Genomic DNA, 16,217 nt, shown 5'->3' on the forward strand with positions numbered 1-16,217 from the left:
AACATATTTACCCGCATCATCATGTGAGGCATCGCCAAAAGCGGTGTAGGGGGACTATTTATTCCTGTAAAGCAAACAAAACTTCAAAACAACAGTATGAAAAAGAATCTGCAACGGTGGTTCCAACCTGTTTCCGGATGGCAATACCGCGCAAAGATTGGTTGCTGGTCATTAGCACTGGTAGCTGTAATGAGTGCCCAGGTACAGGCCCAGGCCATCCAGGTGGACCTGCATGGTTCCAACCTGGCCATGGTAGTGGCCAGTCTGCAAAAACAGGCGCCCGGTTACCATTTCTCTTATCAGCAACAGGCACTGGAAAAAGTAAAGGTAGAACACATCACCTTTCATCAGTCCAGCATTAAAGCGGCCCTGGAGTACCTGCAAAAAAATTATGGCCTGCAGTTCCTCCTGGAAGGCAACCAGGTATCTGTGAAGTACAATCCCGCGCCGGTAAGCGCCACTACTGATATCCAGGTGGTACAGGGCAAAGTGACCGATGATGCTAACACCCCACTGCCGGGTGTGAGCATCATAGACCAGCACGGTAAAATGCTGGGCACCACAGACGTTTCCGGCGTATTCTCCGTGAAAACCGCCACCGGCGCCACCCTCATTTTTTCATACATGGGCTTTACTACGGAAAAATATACGGTGACCGGCAAGGAAGACGTGGTTAAAATCTCCCTGAAACCAAACAGCCGCGAACTGAACAGCGTAGTGGTAACTGCGTTGGGTATTTCCCGTGAACAGAAAAGTCTCGGCTTCGCTACACAAAAACTGGATGGCAGCGCCGTTAGCGCCGCTCCCACCAATGGTTTTGTGAATGCCCTCAGCGGTAAAGTAGCTGGCCTCAACCTCACCAAAGCCGGCGGCCCTATGGGCAGCAGCCGTGTTGTGCTCCGCGGGGAAAGCATCCTCGACGGACAAGGTGGTGAAGCTATCCTCGTAGTAGACGGCGTGATCGTTAATAAATCCTTCAACGGCACTGGCCATCAGGGATACCTTGGCAACGACAGCCCCATCGACTTCGGTTCTGCTCTCACAGACCTCAACCCGGACGATATCGAATCCATCAACGTACTGAAAGGCCCCAGCGCTGCTGCGCTGTACGGCGCCCGTGGTGCCGGTGGCGCTATCATCGTGACCACCAAAAACGGTACCCGCAATACAAAAGGTATGGGCGTGACCGTTAGCAGCAACCTCGCTTTCGATCAGATCAACAACTGGCCCGATTATCAATATGAATACGGCCAGGGTACCAACAACGCCAAGTATTATTCCTACGGCAAAACTGCCGACGGCTCCAATACCTCTTCTACCAGTTCCTCATGGGGACCTAAGTTCGACGGACAGTCCTACTTCCAGTTCAACTCCCCCATGGACGCTAATGGTGTAAGAACAGAACGTACGCCCTGGGTACCTTATAAAAACAACCGCAAGGACTTCTTCCGTACCGGTCTTACCAATACCAACACCGTTTCCGTGGCCGGCAGTAACGATAAAGGTGATATGCGCCTGAGCTTCACGCACATGAAGAACGAATGGATCATGCCCAACACCGGCTACAAACGTTACTCCATCTCTTTCTCCGGGAATACACAGGTAAGCAAAAAAATCTCCCTGTCTACCAAGATCGACTATACGAACAAAATCGCCGACAACCTGCCTAACTCCGGCTATAACAACCAGTCTGTCGCCTATTTTATCAACTTCCAGAATCCCAACGTGGACCTGAACTGGTATCAGCCATACTGGAAGCCCGGCAGAGAAGGCATCGAACAGAACCATCCTTTCAGCTCATTGATTGACAACCCGTACCTGATCGTAAATGAAATGATCAACGCCTCCAACCGGCACAACGTTACCGGCAACGTGATGGTGAAGTACAAAATTCTTGACAACCTGGAACTGATGCTGCGCAGCGGCCTCGATATGGGCTACGAATTCCGGAACCAGCGCCGTCCTAAAAATACCCAGAAGTTCCAGGACGGTATGTACCGTCAGCAGACCGTGATGAACTACGAAAACAACAACGACTTCCTGCTGCGCTACAATAAAAATATCGGCGCCGACTTCAATGTCATCGCCAGCGTAGGCGGTAACGTACGCAACCAGCGCCGTTATTATACCAACCAACGTGCGGACAAACTGGCTGCGGTAGGCGTATACAACCTCGCCAACAGTAAAGACCCGGTGCTCTCCAGCTCTTCCCGTCCTGTAGCGCAGGTAAACAGCCTGTACGCCTTTGTGAACACCTCCTGGAAAAATAAACTGTTCCTCGATCTGACGCTTCGCAGAGACCAGTCCAGCACGCTGCCACTGCAGAACAACGTTTTCTATTATCCTTCCATCGCCGCCAGCGCTGTGCTGAGCGAAATGGTACAACTGCCGTCTTTCGTGTCTTATGCCAAGCTGCGTACTTCATACGCCAGCGTTGGGTTTGATGCGCCTTTCGGTACCTACTCCCTGGAGAAAGATTATGAAGCCGGCTCTATCACCGGCAGCATGAGCAATCCAACCACCATTCCTAACCCGAACCTCCAACCGCAGCGTAACAACGCACTGGAATTCGGTACAGAATGGAAATTGTTCAATAACCGTGTAGGCTTTGACGTTACCTGGTACCGCCAGCGCGCTATCAACCAGATTTCTGCTATTCCGATCGACCGTTCTACTGGTTACGAATACCAGCTGGCCAACGTAGGTATTGTAGAGAACAGGGGTGTAGAGGTGATGCTGAACGTAACACCGGTGAAGCTGAAAAACTTCCAGTGGAAATCCACCATCAACTGGTCACGCAACCGCAACGAGGTGATTAAACTGAACCCTGAAGTAGGTACGTCCCTGATCATCGCCGAAGGCCCGAGAGGAACGCTCGAAGCCAGGGAAGGCCATCCGCTTGGAGAGTTGTATGGTATCGGCTTCCAGCGCAGTCCCGACGGACAGATCGTGTACAAGAACGGTCTTGCGCAACTGTCATCCGAAGCTACCTTCCGCGGCAATGCCAATCCAGATTGGAGAGGCGGCCTGAACAACCAGTTCACCTATAAGAACCTGTCCCTCTCCGTACTGTTCGATATGCGTAAAGGCGGTAAAATTTACTCCCTCACACACGCTATCCTGGCTGAACAGGGCAAGATCAAATCAACCCTGCCTGGCCGCGACAATGGCCTGATCGGTGAAGGCGTGATGCTGGACGCTAACGGTAAATATGTGCCAAACAATGTACTGGTCACCAACATGGACCAATACTACAACGCCATCTATGACCGTAACAACGTTGAGTCCAACACTTTCGACGCTTCCTATATCAAACTGCGTGAAGTGGTGCTGAGCTATAACATCCCAGCCAGCGTCTTTGGCCGCTCCTTCATCAGAGGCGCAGCGGTGAGCCTCTATGGCCGCGATCTCTTTGTATGGTCCAATTTCCCGGCCTTCGATCCGGAAACCGCCACTCTGAACAGCTCTTCCATCGTACCGGGCTTTGAAACAGGTCAATTCCCTTCTACCCGTACCATGGGCGTTAACGTAAAACTCAACTTCTAATACAACATACAGGCATATATGAAAAAGTATTTTATTTATATGGGTGTCGCGCTGGGACTGTGTACAAGCGTAGCCTGTACCAAGAACTTCGAGGACATGCAGCATAACCCGGAAACGCTGAAAGTGGTGCCGGCAGGCAACTTCCTCAATGCAATCCTGTACGATGGGATGAACACCGGCCTGAGAGAATCCCACCGTATCAACAATGAACTGATGCAGGTGACGGTTACCGAAATCTCTACTACTGACCTGCACCGGTACATCATCAAAAACACAGAATCAGACTATCCGTGGGAAAACTACTATCTGACACTGAACAACGTGAAAGATATGCGTGCCTCCGCCAAACTGGCCGGGGAAGTCAATAGCGAGGCAGTTGCATTGACCCTGTGGGCATGGCTTTTCCAGAACCTGACTGATATTTATGGAGATATCCCATACCAGGATGCCCTGCGCGGATATCCCGATAACCAGCTGCAGAACCGGTTTGACCCACAGCAGGATATCTATCGCGATCTGATTGCCAAGCTGGACACCGCTAACCGCCTGTTTGTGACCACCAAGGGCATAGAGCAGGGTGATGACCTGTTGTTTAACAGTGTAGCCGTTCCCGCTAATATCATCAAATGGAAAAAGCTGTGTAACTCCCTCCGTCTGCGTTTGCTGATGCGTATCGCGCATAAGTCAGCCGATGCCCGTCTGGAGTTGGCCAATATGTTGAATGCGCCTGATAAATACCCTGTCATGGTTAACAATGACGAGTCGGCCGTATTGAAGTATACCAATATTAAGCCTTTCCAGAACCCGTTCTTCAGCTATCGTGATTACGATTTTAATGGTGACCGCGCTTTGTCCACTTACTTTGTGAACAAGCTGACTTCCTGGAACGACCCGCGGCTGCCGCTGTGGGGTAAAAAAGCCAGCGATGGCGTATACAGAGGTATTCCGAGCGGTTACAAACCGGAGCAGTTTGATGATATCTCCGGTATTATTGCCTCTACGCTCAACGTGGACCTGAAAAAATCCAACCTGATTGGTACTATCATGACCTATGCAGAAGTGGAGTTCATCCGGGCGGAATCCATTATGCGTGGCTATGCTACCGGTAACGCACAAACGGCGTACGAAAACGGCGTGAAGGCCTCCGTTACCTACTGGGGCGCACAGGTGCCTGCGGATTTCCTGGCACGTCCGGGTGTTGCGTTCAACAATACACCTGAACAGGTGCTTACCCAGAAATATTTTGCGCTGTTCTTCAACGATATGCAGCAGTGGTTTGAATACCGTCGTACCGGCTTCCCGGTGCTGCCCCGTGGCGAAGGTATTGTGGCCGGTGTGAATATGCCTGCCCGTATGAAATTCCCGATTATTGTGCAAACCATCAATGCCGCTAACTACCAAAATGTAGTACAGGCGATGGGTGGAGATGATATTGCTACCAAAGTATGGTGGCAGAAGTAATCAGAATTTATTGATTTCGGGATTTTCGGATTTCGGGATTTAATATAGAGGCTGTATCATTTATTTATGATACAGCCTCTTTTTATTCTACACCATTGATGGTTAATAAACCTCTTCCCCCCGGCAGTAATATTTAAAAGTCAGTGTGGTGTCCTTTCTCACAAGGTACGTTCTCATTTTACCAGCCTCCTTTACAAGCGTGTCTCCGGGGGTAGCCGCATCATACAACTTATGAAAGCCCACCTGACGAAATTTTTCATTTTTTCCGGTACTGTCTTTTCCGGTAATAACGGATATTTTAGCGTCCTCCGTATGTTTTTCGGCCACAACAAAGTGGTATTGCAACTGACGGAATTCCTCCCCACTGGTACGACAGATATCATCACAGCCGGTTAATAGTATCAACAAAATAATTTTAGCGATATTTTTTTTCATACACTACTTATTAGAATTTATTTTTTTTATACACTACTTACTAGAATTTATAATAATACTGCATATAGGTATAGTTAAGTTCATGGGTTACATTAGGAGATGCAGGTCCCAGTTGGATACATTATCTACAACCGTCCATACTTCCGTTATATCAGGAATCTGCACCCTTGCAGTGGGGTTATACGTAAAAGACACCGTATCTCTCCCGTTCTGGGATATCATTTGCTCCAGCAGCCAGCCGGATGTGCTGTTAATCTGGAAATCCGTGCCCGGCGTAACCGTGGTTTCCCTGGCACTCTCGCCAAACCCGAACTGGTCACCGTTTTCGTCCCTGATGTTAAAAGACATATACCCGGTACGGCTACAGGTGATGACAATGGCGAAAAAGGAACAAGCGCTATTTTAAAGTTATCCTGACCATTGAAGAAAAACTTTCCATTCCTGCCACCTATGCTATAGGTAAAGATATCGGGCTGCGTATCAATTTTTCTCTTCCTGACGGAAGAAAGATAACTTATCCCACTACTTGTTTCCGGGTTAACACCAGCAGCACCACTCAGCTGGCCACTCAAATAACCTGACGGCTCTTCGTCCGGATTCCCCATAATTTTGCGTGTAATTTGCCCGCCTGCCATACAGTCCAACCTAACCCCGCCCAACCGGCTTTTTCATTAACACGGAAACCGGCAGCATGATAACTTAGCGTAATAGGCACCTTCAATGCGCCAGCCGTAATCTCATATAAATTAATACTAATTTGAGGCAGTCCCGAAAACTGGTTCACCGGGTAGTCTCCAAACTTATCAACACCTGCTGCAGTAGGAGATTTCGGAAAAACGACAGGAGCATCATAGACACTTGCCATCTGCCCGCTGGATACTGTTGCAGTAAATAACAGCATAGCCACCATTACAAATCGATACAGGGAATATTGCATGATATTCAAATTGAGTTCACAGGAAAAAGGAAAGTTTAACAAACCTGACTACAGGAAAAATATAGACAACAAAACGTGGCGGTATATAAACCGGATGTTTAATTTAGATTAATACAAATAAAAAAAATCACATCTTCATGTGGTATTTTTTCAAACAAAAAAACTGTCTGGTTAAGCCTTCCAAAGACACTCTGCCGATTTTAAAGCAAATTTGCAGCCGCTGGCCCCGGAACCGGTTGATCGTATTGTGATCCGGCTTGCTCATCCCGGTCTGCCACATAAAATAAATATTTTCCCGTAAAGCCTGCTCGATCTTGCGGCTGCCACCAACTCATCCAAACTAGGAGGGAAGGCCATGATCTGATGTTGGTGGTTGGCCTTGAACACCATCGTCATGGTTTTGCCTCTTGCCATACCCTAATTTACCTCAAAAGCCCCGCCTATCTTAACTCCTACCCATCCTAGTTATCCGGAACCTATGCATGCCCTGCGTAAAAACCGCAAATGAAAAGGGAGCCTCAGTTTACTTTTGAGACACCCTCTTTTATTTAAGTCTCAAAATCCCAAAATCCCAAAATGAGATGAGAATGGTTAATATCCGTAAAGGTTAGAGTCATCAAATCGCAGTATATTTAGAGACCACAAAATCTAACTTATCGCTAACGAGATGACACTACGCAAGATTTATTCTCTGGCCTCCCTGTTGCTGTGTGGGATGGCACAGCCCTGTCTGTCACAGAACGCACCGGTTTCCCGGTATGACCACCATGAGGCATTTTCACCTTTGTTTTATCCGTCCAACGGAAACGAGTACAGGAGCGCGGGAGGGCAGCCCGGGCCTAAATATTGGCAAAATGCGGCTGACTATAAGATAACGGTCGCCCTGGATACCCTGCAACACCGGATATCCGGCAGCGTATTGATCACTTATAAGAACAACAGCCCTGACCATTTGCCTTTCCTGTGGTTGCAGATGGACCAGAACGTGTACCGCCAGGACTCCCGGGGCACGGCCACAGTAGCTGCCACCGGCGACCGGTTTGCTAACCGCACTTTTACCAATGGGTTTGAGTTAAAGTCGGTAGATGTGGTGAGCAACGGCAAAAGCAGTACCGCCAAGTACCTGGTAGACGATACAAGAATGCAGATACGGCTGACAGACGCCCTGAAGCCAGGTGGTAGTCTGCAGCTGAAAATAGACTATAGCTATACGGTGCCGGAATACGGCACTGACCGTACCGGCCGTATGAACACCCGTCATGGATGGATATACGAAATTGCCCAGTGGTACCCACGGATGGCAGTGTACGATGATGTATTGGGCTGGAACAATATTCCGTACCTGGGAGCATCTGAGTTCTATCTTGAATACGGCAACTTCGATTATACCATTACGGCCCCTGCCAATATGGTGGTAGTAGGTTCCGGCGCGTTGGTCAATGAGGCACAGGTGCTGAACAGCACTGAAGCGGCCCGGATAGCCAAAGCGCGTAACAGCGATGCTACCGTGATGATCCGCGATACCACTGAGTTCCACAATGCTGCTGCAAAAGGCAACCGCACCTGGCACTTCGTCTGTAAAGAGTCCCGCGATGTGGCATGGGCTGCCTCCGGCGCTTTTATCTGGGATGCTGCCCGTATGAACCTGCCCGGTGGAAAAACTGCCCTGGCGCAGTCAGTATATCCGGCAGAATCATCGGCTCCCAACGCTTGGCGCCGCTCTACTGAGTTTGTAAAAGGCTGCATTGAACATTATTCCAGCCAATGGTATCCCTATACTTATCCGGTAGCCACCAATGTGGCCGGAATAGTAGGCGGGATGGAATATCCCGGTATTGTGTTCTGCTCCGCGAAGTCCACTAAAGGCGGGCTATGGGGCGTTACGAGCCATGAGTTCGGGCATAACTGGTTCCCGATGATCGTCGGTTCCAATGAACGTAAATACGCCTGGATGGATGAAGGTTTCAACACATTCATCAATGGCATTGCTGCTGCTTCGTTTAACAAAGGTGAGTTCAACTCCGAACAGTCCGGTCAACGCGCAGCTCCTTCCATGTTCGCCTCCAATGCGGAAGCGATCATGAACACGCCCGATGTGATCGGGTTACGGTACAACGGCACAGCGGCATACTATAAACCTGCCATGGGCTTGAAACTACTGCGTGATCAGATTTTAGGACATGAGCGTTTTGACTATGCTTTCCGGGAATACATCAAACGATGGGCGTTTAAACACCCTACACCATGGGACTTCTTCCGGTCAATAGAGAATGCGGCAGGAGAGGACCTGGCGTGGTTCTGGCGGGGATGGTTCTTTAATATCTGGAAGCTGGACCAGGCGGTTAAAAGTGTAACCTATGTCGGCAGCGACCCGGCTAAGGGCGCTATCATTACCCTGCAAAACCTGGAACAGTTGCCTATGCCGGTGGTAATGACCATCCGCACGGAAAGCGGTCGCCGTGATACGGTGCGCCTGCCGGTGGAAATCTGGCAACGCGGGTCTACCTGGGCTTATCATCATCCATCCAAAGAAAAGCTCGCCAGTGTTGTCATCGACCCACAGGGCGACATGCCGGATATTAACCCGTCCAACAACAGCTGGAAAGCGGAAACCGGAAAACCGGTACCGGCGGGAACTACAGCAGCTACGGTGCTGAAAGGCTACGTAAACGCTATCGGTGGCAGCGAAAAACTGAAAGGCGTCAAAGATCTTTCCATCGAAGCACAGGGAGAAACCCAGGGCACCGAGGTAGAACTGAAGTCTCTGTATAAGCTGCCCGGCAAAGTCTGGCAGGCGGTTACTATCCCTGCTATCAATGGGGTGGCCTATAAAGTTGTGATCAACGGGGATTCTGTGAGACTATGGCAGATGGGCCGCGAAATGCCGCTGGCGCCTTCCGAAAAAGCATTGCTCAAAGAAAGGAACCTGCTGTTCTCTGAATTGTCTTACCTGGAAACACCCGACAATGTGAAGGTAGAGCTGGCGCCACAAACGGAGCAGGTCAATGATGAAGACGTATATGTATTGACCATCGCCACGGCTAATGGCAGCCTGCAAAAGAACTATTACAGCACCCAAACAGGCCTGAAAGTGCGTACCTTACTGCTCAGCGGACAGGAAGGCGCGCCGGCTAATAATGCCATAACCGACTATCTCGAATACCGCGATGTAAGCGGTGTACAGATACCTTTCCGGTTCCGCACCACTGCCGGCGGTTTTGATACCAATGTAAAAGTAGTGAAGGCAGTCATCAACAGTAATATCGGCGACGACGTGTTCAACAAGTAAACGTTCGCTCACAAGATAAGGTCCGGTAACAGGCGTAAGGGAAAACCGTTTTTTTCCTTATGTTTGTTACCGGATTTTTTTATTGTATTAACCCTTTATGCAGCAAGAATACACCTATAGCCGCGGTTTCCGCATCTTTGTTTTTTGCCTGATAGCTCCTTTTGCCCTGGTGCCATTGTTGGCCATCGGAACAGCGATGGTAGTGAGGGTGACATCACCGCTGGAGACGTTCTATGGGTTTCTTGCGGGGGTGCCCGGTATGGCATTGGTGACCTACTGTATCAATGAGTTGTTATCGGTAGTGGCATCTGACGCCTTTAGTATACGCTACCAATCTTTCCTCTATCACCGCGAATTATTATGGCAGGAGGTAAAAGGGTATCAATTGAAAGAAGGCAGCCTGGTACTTGTACCCACGGTGACAGGCAAACGAAAAATTAAAATATCCAACCGGCGCGGCAAGTCCCGGGAATTAGCGGATTGGGTAGAAAGCCGTTATCCCGATCTCGGTAAGATATCAGAAACCGCAACCGTGGCAGATGATAAGATAAGCACTGTTGCTCCATATGAATTAAGGATAGCCCGGAAAACGGCCTGGGTGCTAAATATCACCGCCTTCGTGGTGATGATGTTGTGTTTTTTCTTTCTCCGTTCTTTGCCATGGTTGCCGTTGATACTGGTTTTATTGTTGCCTGTTGCGCTGATAGCCCTGTTGTATCATAAAGGGCAGCCTGTATTTATTGACCGGAAAAAAGAACCATTCCCCGTTGTTTTACTGACTATTATATTTTCCGCCATCGGCTTGTTTGTATTTGCAGTGCCCATTTTTAGCCTGGCGCTGAAGGAATTATGGCTGGGCGCTTTGGTGGCCTCCGGGGTATTTGCTATAGGGATAATTTTCGCTATCCGTCATTGGAAAACTACTCCTGCAAAAAAAGCATGGGGCGTCATCAGCTTTATAATTTTCTGTACGCCGGCATTTTTTGAATCTATCGTTTACCTGAATACTTTTTTTGACCATAGCGCTCCGCAATTGTTTGAAACAACGGTCTTTGATAAAAGAATCAGCAAGAGGAAGTCTACCAGCTATTTCCTGGTGGTGAAGCCATGGGGGCCTGTAACATCAGCGAGGTCTATTTCAGTCGGGAAGAGGAGATACGAAGTGGTCCATGTCAATGACATGATAATAATGGAGCTGCACAAGGGGGCTTTTGGTATGCCCTGGTATACGCCACAGCTACTGAAGCGCTAAGTATCGCCGTTTTTTCGTTATGTTTGTCGCCGGATTTTTATTGTAGTAACCCTCTATGCAACGAGAATATACCTATGCCCGCGGTTCCCGCATTTTTCTTTTTTCTTTTGTGGCGCTTCTGGCCGTGATACCAATGTATACCATCTACAGCATGATTGTTAACGGTTTGCCGGAACCGATGGTACTAACCATCATCATGGTAGTGGGTGCTATAGTCCTCCCCGTGGTACTTGCGATCGTGTTTACAAATGAGGGCTTGTCGGTTATTTATACAGATAATGATGGGATACGGTATAAATCCTTTTTGTATACAAGAGAACTATTGTGGAGCGAGGTGGTCGGATATCGGAAAGACGGTAACGTAGTGATACTGGTGCCCGGACAAAAGAGCAAACGGAAGATCCAGGTGTCAGCCTATCGTAGTAATTACGCGGAATTAGTCCGCTGGGCAGACAACCGGTACCGGGACCTGGACAGGCGTCATTGGGACCTGGACAGCCATTATCGGGACAGAAGTTCAGTGAAAGGTACCAGGGTATTGGACCAGGGAAGATTGAGAGAAGCCAAACATACAGCCTGGACGTTAAATATTACTGCCACAGTGTTGGCCGCTCTGAGTTTTTTCCTCAGGCATACAGTTCCCTGGTTGCCCGTATTGTTGATAATATTGTTGCCGGTAGCATTGATGATGGTAAGGCGCCACAGAGGATTTCTTATCATTAATACAGCGAAGAAGGAGGAGATTTTGCCCGATATTACCTGGACTACACTGTGCTGTACCGTTGGGCTGTTTCTCTTTACAATGCCTGTATATACCGTCGGTCAGGTTAATCTATGGATATATACGCTTATAGTGGAAGCAGCGCTTGTTGGACTGACCATCTTTAGTATCAGGGATTGGGAGGCAAAGCGTTCCACGAAGATCGTAGGGGTGATTACCTATGCCTTTTTGTTATTGATAGCATCTTATGGGATGGTCGTATTTATAAATGTTTTTTTGGATACCCGTTCAGCGGGCTTATACCAGACTACTGTTGTTAATAAGAGAATCAGTACCGGTAAATCCACCAGCTATTACCTGGAGGTGTGGCCCTGGGGCCCTGTAAGATCCAGCGAATCGATTTCCGTTGTGAAAAGTGATTACGAAGAGACGGAGATCAATGATCTGGTAAATATGGAGTTGCACAGGGGTGCTTTAGGTTTGCCCTGGTACAGGGTAACCGGAATAAAATGAAAGTAATATGAAAAATCAAGAACAGCGGGACACCCGCAAACCATGGCTGATCAGTGATCCAAGCCTGCCACCTATACTTAATGAGGCCCGCTGGGCGGTATTTTCCCTGAATGGTATTAACGGCCTGATATGGATAATAGCGGCTATCTGTTTTCCCACCGGCTTTAAGTGGTTTTTCTGGCTGGGGGTCTGTAGTGTATTCGTTGCTTTTTATGTGTTCAAAAAGTACGTGGAACATATACGTATCATGCCTCCCAGACGAGGTGAAAACGAAACCCGTCAGCCCAATATTTTTTACCTGTTGGGCATTAATATGGTCATCATATTCATGGCATCCCAGTACATGGGCGAACATGCTGTTTTGCTGGTGTCGAATGCTCTCTTTACGTTCCTGACGGTTGCTTTGTTTGGCGGATTAATGACCGCGCTGTTTATCTACATCAATAAGGATATTCGCAGGAATTATATGGACTACGCGGTATTTATTCTTTTCTTTTTTATGGGAGGTTTGGGCATTGCGACTGCATTAAGTCATATGTTTTAACTGAATACTCCCAGTAGCTGTTGTCGTCACTGTATAATGCCGGACGAAGATAAGTTTGTGAAAGTTAATATCTTCGTTGCCACTTGATGTTATGGATACCATGAAACAACTCAGGCCGGTAATGTTCGTCGGCACTGCTTCTGATGTGGGCAAAAGCGTGATTACAGCGGGGTTTTGCCGTATATTTAAGCAGGATGGCTACCATCCGGCGCCTTTCAAGGCACAGAATATGTCGCTCAACAGCTATGCTACGCCCGATGGCCTGGAAATAGGCCGTGCGCAGGCGGTACAGGCAGAAGCGGCAGGCGTTCCCTGTCATACCGATATGAATCCGGTACTGCTGAAACCTACCAACGATAAGACTTCCCAACTGGTGCTGCACGGCAAACCTGCCGGCAATCAAACGGCATGGGAGTATTTTATGCAGGACGACAAACGGCAGCTGTTTGAAGAAGTGAAGGCCGCTTTCGACCGCCTGTCGGCACAATATAATCCGGTGGTAATGGAAGGGGCAGGCAGCATATCTGAACTGAACCTGCGCCAGCGTGATATTACCAATATGCGCATCGCACTGCATGCGGGAGCGGCGGTATACCTGATCGCGGATATCGACAGGGGAGGCGTGTTTGGCAGTGTGTACGGTACTATCGCCTTGCTGCCGCCGGAAGAGAAAGCGTTGATCAAAGGTATTATCATCAACAAATTCCGCGGCGATATCCGTCTTTTTGAAGATGGCCGCAGGCAACTGGAGACTATTACTGGCGTACCGGTTACTGGTGTATTGCCTTATTATCACGATATTCATATCGAAGAAGAAGATTCGGTGGCGCTATCACTCAAACACAAACGGCAAACGGAGGGACGGATCAATATCGCGGTGGTGCTGCTCCGGCATATGTCAAATTTTACTGATTTTAATGTGTTGGAGAAAGATGACCGCGTTAACCTGTTTTATACCGATAACCCGGCAGAGATCACGGAGGCGGACATTATCATTATTCCCGGCAGTAAGAACACGCTGGCCGATCTGGTGGCGATAAAAAATAATGGCACCGCCCGCGCTATCACAGAGGCATATAAACGGAATAAAGTGGTGATCGGTATTTGTGGCGGCTACCAGATGATGGGCACTTCCATTGCCGACCCATACGGCGTGGAAGGGGAGCCTGGCAGTATGCCGGGACTGGGCATTCTGCCGGTGTCTACCGTCCTTACCCGTGAAAAGGTAACACGGCAGCGCCGTTTCACTTACCGGCAACAAACGGCTGTCAGTGAAGGTTATGAAATACACATGGGCATCACGGAAAGCGGAAAGCCATCCCCCCTGGCCACGCTGGATGATGGTGAGCCTGACGGGTACTTCCTGCACGATAAATGCTGGGGCACTTACCTCCACGGCATATTGGACAATACCGCGGTACTCGACGAGCTGTTGTCCGCCTGCGGCAATAAGGTCAGTACTGCGCAAAGCTTCGATTATAAGGCCTTCCGGTCTGCTCAATATGATAAACTGGCCGCTCATATCCGGCAACACCTGGACATGGACGCGGTCTACAAAGCCATTCGCTTATGATACAAGGACACGGAGACGACGCTTACCTGTTTGACCGCCCTATTGTGGCTGATTTCAGCTCCAACGTATACTATGGCGGTATACAGGAAAAACTGGTACAACATATCACCAGTCATATTCGCGGGGTGGACCATTACCCGGATGCGGCCGCGGGTAAACTGCAACAGCAGATTGAACAGCGCACGGAACTAACTCCCGGCATGGTGATGGTCACCAACGGCGGTACGGAGGCTATCTACCTGGTGGCGCAGGCTTTCAGTGGTTCTTCCTCCACGGTGGTGGTGCCTACTTTCGCGGAATATGCGGATGCCTGTAAACTGTACGGGCACGAGGTGAGTTATTTTTTCTGGGAGAAGCTGGCGCCGGATACCCGGTTTATCACCGACCTGGTGTTTATCTGTAACCCCAACAACCCTACCGCCCAGGCGATGAGCGAAGAAGGGCTGTTACAACTGGTACAGTTCAACAGCCGTTGTGTTTTTGTCATCGATGAAGCGTATATACAATTCACCCGTAATACCGACACGTTGCTACCACACCTGCACCAGTTGCCGAATGTGCTCATCCTACGTTCGCTGACGAAGTCCTGCTGTATCCCCGGTCTGCGGCTGGGTTACCTGGCAGGCCAGAGAACACTGATGGACAAGGTACGTGCTTACCGCATGCCATGGTCGGTCAATAGCCTCGCGCTGGAAGCTGGATATTACATCATGGACCATCCGGCAGAATTTGAAGTGCCGGTAGATTCCCTGCTGGCAGACACCTATCAGCTGTGGGAAGGCGTGCGGAAGATGCCGGAATTCAACGTGCATCCTACCCATACCCATTATTTCCTGTTTGAAACACTGACCGGCACAGCAGCTGCGCTGAAACTTTGGCTGGTCAACAATTACGGTATCCTGATCCGGGATGCGTCCAATTTCTATGGACTGGAACAGGGACACTGCCGTATCGCCTGCCGTAACAAAGAGGATAATACGTTATTGTTAACAGCCCTGCGTAAATGGACCCTTTCGTAAAATTCGTGTTGCCGTTGCTGTTAGGTTATCTGCTGGACCTCCTGTTGGGAGACCCGCGCAACTGGCCGCATCCGGTGAAATATTATGGTCATCTGATCTCCTTCTTCTCCCGGTGGCTTAACCGCGGGAAAGGACGTTTGTGGAAAGGGGCACTGATGACTGCAGGTTTATGCGCATTCGTCTTTTTCTTTTTTTATTATATACAACACCGTCTCGCGCCATGGCCATGGGCGCAGGTCTCGTTTGCATCGGTCATGGTATTTTTTGCCCTGGCGAATAAAAGCCTGCTGCGGGAAGGCCGGGAGGTGTTTGATACTCTGCAGCAGCAGGGGCTGGAAGCCGGTCGCAAGCGGCTCTCCTGGATTGTGGGGCGTGATACGTCTGCCTTATCGCCTAATCAGATACGGACCGCCGTGATGGAGTCCATGTCTGAAAACCTGAGCGACGGCGTGATTGCGCCGCTCTTTTATTATGCCTTGCTGGGCGTGCCGGGCATCATGCTGTACAAAATAATCAACACGCTCGATTCCATGATCGGGTATAAAAATGACGAATACCTGTACTTCGGCAGGGTGGCGGCGCGGCTGGATGATGTAGCGAATTTCATTCCTGCGCGGCTCACCGCTTTGCTGATGGTGATGGTGACGGGCAGCGGTCGTGCGGCGCAGTATGTGCTGCGTTTTGGCGGGGCACATGCCAGTCCCAATGCCGGTTATCCGGAGGCAGCGCTGGCGGGTATCCTCCACTGCCGCTTTGGCGGCCCCAATACCTATCACGGGCGTGTGGTGGTGAAACCCTATATCGGAGAGCAGCCTCGCGATATTGAACATACGGAATTCCGTAAGGTGCTGTATGTGAACCATGCCGCCACACTGGTGATGGTACTGGCTATTTGTTTATTGGGCTATTTAATTATTTGAGTATTTT

The 16,217-nt window shown here is 49.4% G+C and carries 13 protein-coding genes; 9 read left to right on the top strand and 4 right to left on the bottom strand.

Annotation, left to right across the window (positions count from 1 at the left end; genetic code table 11):
- Window positions 1-96: 96 nt before the first annotated feature.
- A complete protein-coding gene (locus tag HHL17_RS15285; RefSeq protein WP_169225556.1) occupies window positions 97-3,546 on the top strand; it encodes a SusC/RagA family TonB-linked outer membrane protein in 3,450 nt (1,149 codons plus the stop codon).
- 18 nt (window positions 3,547-3,564) lie between these two features.
- Entirely contained in the window at window positions 3,565-5,007 is a 1,443-nt protein-coding gene (locus HHL17_RS15290) for a SusD/RagB family nutrient-binding outer membrane lipoprotein (protein WP_169225557.1), read from the top strand.
- A 102-nt stretch (window positions 5,008-5,109) separates the two neighbouring features.
- Here HHL17_RS15290 and HHL17_RS15295 read toward each other — a convergent pair whose 3' ends face one another.
- From HHL17_RS15295 to HHL17_RS33945, 4 genes are all read right to left on the bottom strand, one after another.
- The gene (locus HHL17_RS15295) at window positions 5,110-5,442 is read right to left on the bottom strand and encodes a hypothetical protein (RefSeq protein ID WP_169225558.1); all 333 of its coding nucleotides are present in this window, start codon (window positions 5,440-5,442) and stop codon (window positions 5,110-5,112) included.
- Between the two features lie 87 nt (window positions 5,443-5,529).
- Complete coding sequence (locus tag HHL17_RS15300; RefSeq protein WP_169225559.1) at window positions 5,530-5,790, bottom strand: hypothetical protein; 261 nt, start codon at window positions 5,788-5,790, stop codon at window positions 5,530-5,532.
- A 220-nt stretch (window positions 5,791-6,010) separates the two neighbouring features.
- A complete protein-coding gene (locus HHL17_RS15305) occupies window positions 6,011-6,379 on the bottom strand; it encodes a hypothetical protein (protein WP_169225560.1) in 369 nt (122 codons plus the stop codon).
- A gap of 127 nt (window positions 6,380-6,506) precedes the next feature.
- Window positions 6,507-6,692 (bottom strand): transposase, encoded by a 186-nt coding sequence (locus HHL17_RS33945; protein ID WP_394353273.1) that lies wholly within the window; start codon window positions 6,690-6,692, stop codon window positions 6,507-6,509.
- A gap of 354 nt (window positions 6,693-7,046) precedes the next feature.
- On the opposite strand from HHL17_RS33945, the gene HHL17_RS15315 reads away from it, so the two are divergent.
- The 7 genes from HHL17_RS15315 (at window position 7,047) to cbiB (ending at window position 16,210) form a co-directional block, all read left to right on the top strand.
- Window positions 7,047-9,668 (top strand): M1 family metallopeptidase, encoded by a 2,622-nt coding sequence (locus tag HHL17_RS15315; RefSeq protein WP_240975326.1) that lies wholly within the window; start codon window positions 7,047-7,049, stop codon window positions 9,666-9,668.
- A gap of 97 nt (window positions 9,669-9,765) precedes the next feature.
- Window positions 9,766-10,920, top strand: a complete 1,155-nt coding sequence (locus HHL17_RS15320; RefSeq protein WP_169225561.1) for a hypothetical protein — start codon at window positions 9,766-9,768, stop codon at window positions 10,918-10,920.
- A 55-nt stretch (window positions 10,921-10,975) separates the two neighbouring features.
- Window positions 10,976-12,154 carry a hypothetical protein gene (locus tag HHL17_RS15325; protein ID WP_169225562.1) on the top strand — a complete coding sequence of 393 codons (1,179 nt, stop codon included), beginning with the start codon at window positions 10,976-10,978 and terminating at the stop codon, window positions 12,152-12,154.
- 7 nt (window positions 12,155-12,161) lie between these two features.
- A complete protein-coding gene (locus tag HHL17_RS15330) occupies window positions 12,162-12,698 on the top strand; it encodes a hypothetical protein (RefSeq protein WP_169225563.1) in 537 nt (178 codons plus the stop codon).
- Between the two features lie 100 nt (window positions 12,699-12,798).
- Window positions 12,799-14,271: a cobyric acid synthase gene (locus HHL17_RS15335; protein ID WP_240975334.1), complete on the top strand. Its 1,473-nt coding sequence runs from the start codon at window positions 12,799-12,801 to the stop codon at window positions 14,269-14,271.
- A complete protein-coding gene (locus HHL17_RS15340; protein ID WP_169225565.1) occupies window positions 14,268-15,290 on the top strand; it encodes a pyridoxal phosphate-dependent aminotransferase in 1,023 nt (340 codons plus the stop codon). The genes HHL17_RS15335 and HHL17_RS15340 overlap by 4 nt, the downstream gene beginning before the upstream one ends.
- Window positions 15,275-16,210: an adenosylcobinamide-phosphate synthase CbiB gene (gene cbiB, locus HHL17_RS15345; protein ID WP_169225566.1), complete on the top strand. Its 936-nt coding sequence runs from the start codon at window positions 15,275-15,277 to the stop codon at window positions 16,208-16,210. Before HHL17_RS15340 ends, cbiB begins: the two co-directional genes overlap by 16 nt.
- Window positions 16,211-16,217 lie beyond the last annotated feature (7 nt).

Source organism: Chitinophaga fulva (genome assembly GCF_012927205.1).
GTDB classification, from domain to species: domain Bacteria; phylum Bacteroidota; class Bacteroidia; order Chitinophagales; family Chitinophagaceae; genus Chitinophaga; species Chitinophaga fulva.

Coding starts and splice junctions, on each gene's coding strand:
- HHL17_RS15335 (WP_240975334.1), top strand. CDS start 12,799: ATGAAACAACTCAGGCCGGTAATGTTCGTCGGCACTGCTTCTGATGTG.
- HHL17_RS15305 (WP_169225560.1), bottom strand. CDS start 6,379: ATGCAATATTCCCTGTATCGATTTGTAATGGTGGCTATGCTGTTATTT.
- HHL17_RS15295 (WP_169225558.1), bottom strand. CDS start 5,442: ATGAAAAAAAATATCGCTAAAATTATTTTGTTGATACTATTAACCGGC.
- HHL17_RS15340 (WP_169225565.1), top strand. CDS start 14,268: ATGATACAAGGACACGGAGACGACGCTTACCTGTTTGACCGCCCTATT.
- HHL17_RS15285 (WP_169225556.1), top strand. CDS start 97: ATGAAAAAGAATCTGCAACGGTGGTTCCAACCTGTTTCCGGATGGCAA.
- HHL17_RS15320 (WP_169225561.1), top strand. CDS start 9,766: ATGCAGCAAGAATACACCTATAGCCGCGGTTTCCGCATCTTTGTTTTT.
- cbiB (WP_169225566.1), top strand. CDS start 15,275: ATGGACCCTTTCGTAAAATTCGTGTTGCCGTTGCTGTTAGGTTATCTG.
- HHL17_RS15325 (WP_169225562.1), top strand. CDS start 10,976: ATGCAACGAGAATATACCTATGCCCGCGGTTCCCGCATTTTTCTTTTT.
- HHL17_RS15290 (WP_169225557.1), top strand. CDS start 3,565: ATGAAAAAGTATTTTATTTATATGGGTGTCGCGCTGGGACTGTGTACA.
- HHL17_RS15315 (WP_240975326.1), top strand. CDS start 7,047: ATGACACTACGCAAGATTTATTCTCTGGCCTCCCTGTTGCTGTGTGGG.
- HHL17_RS15300 (WP_169225559.1), bottom strand. CDS start 5,790: ATGTCTTTTAACATCAGGGACGAAAACGGTGACCAGTTCGGGTTTGGC.
- HHL17_RS15330 (WP_169225563.1), top strand. CDS start 12,162: ATGAAAAATCAAGAACAGCGGGACACCCGCAAACCATGGCTGATCAGT.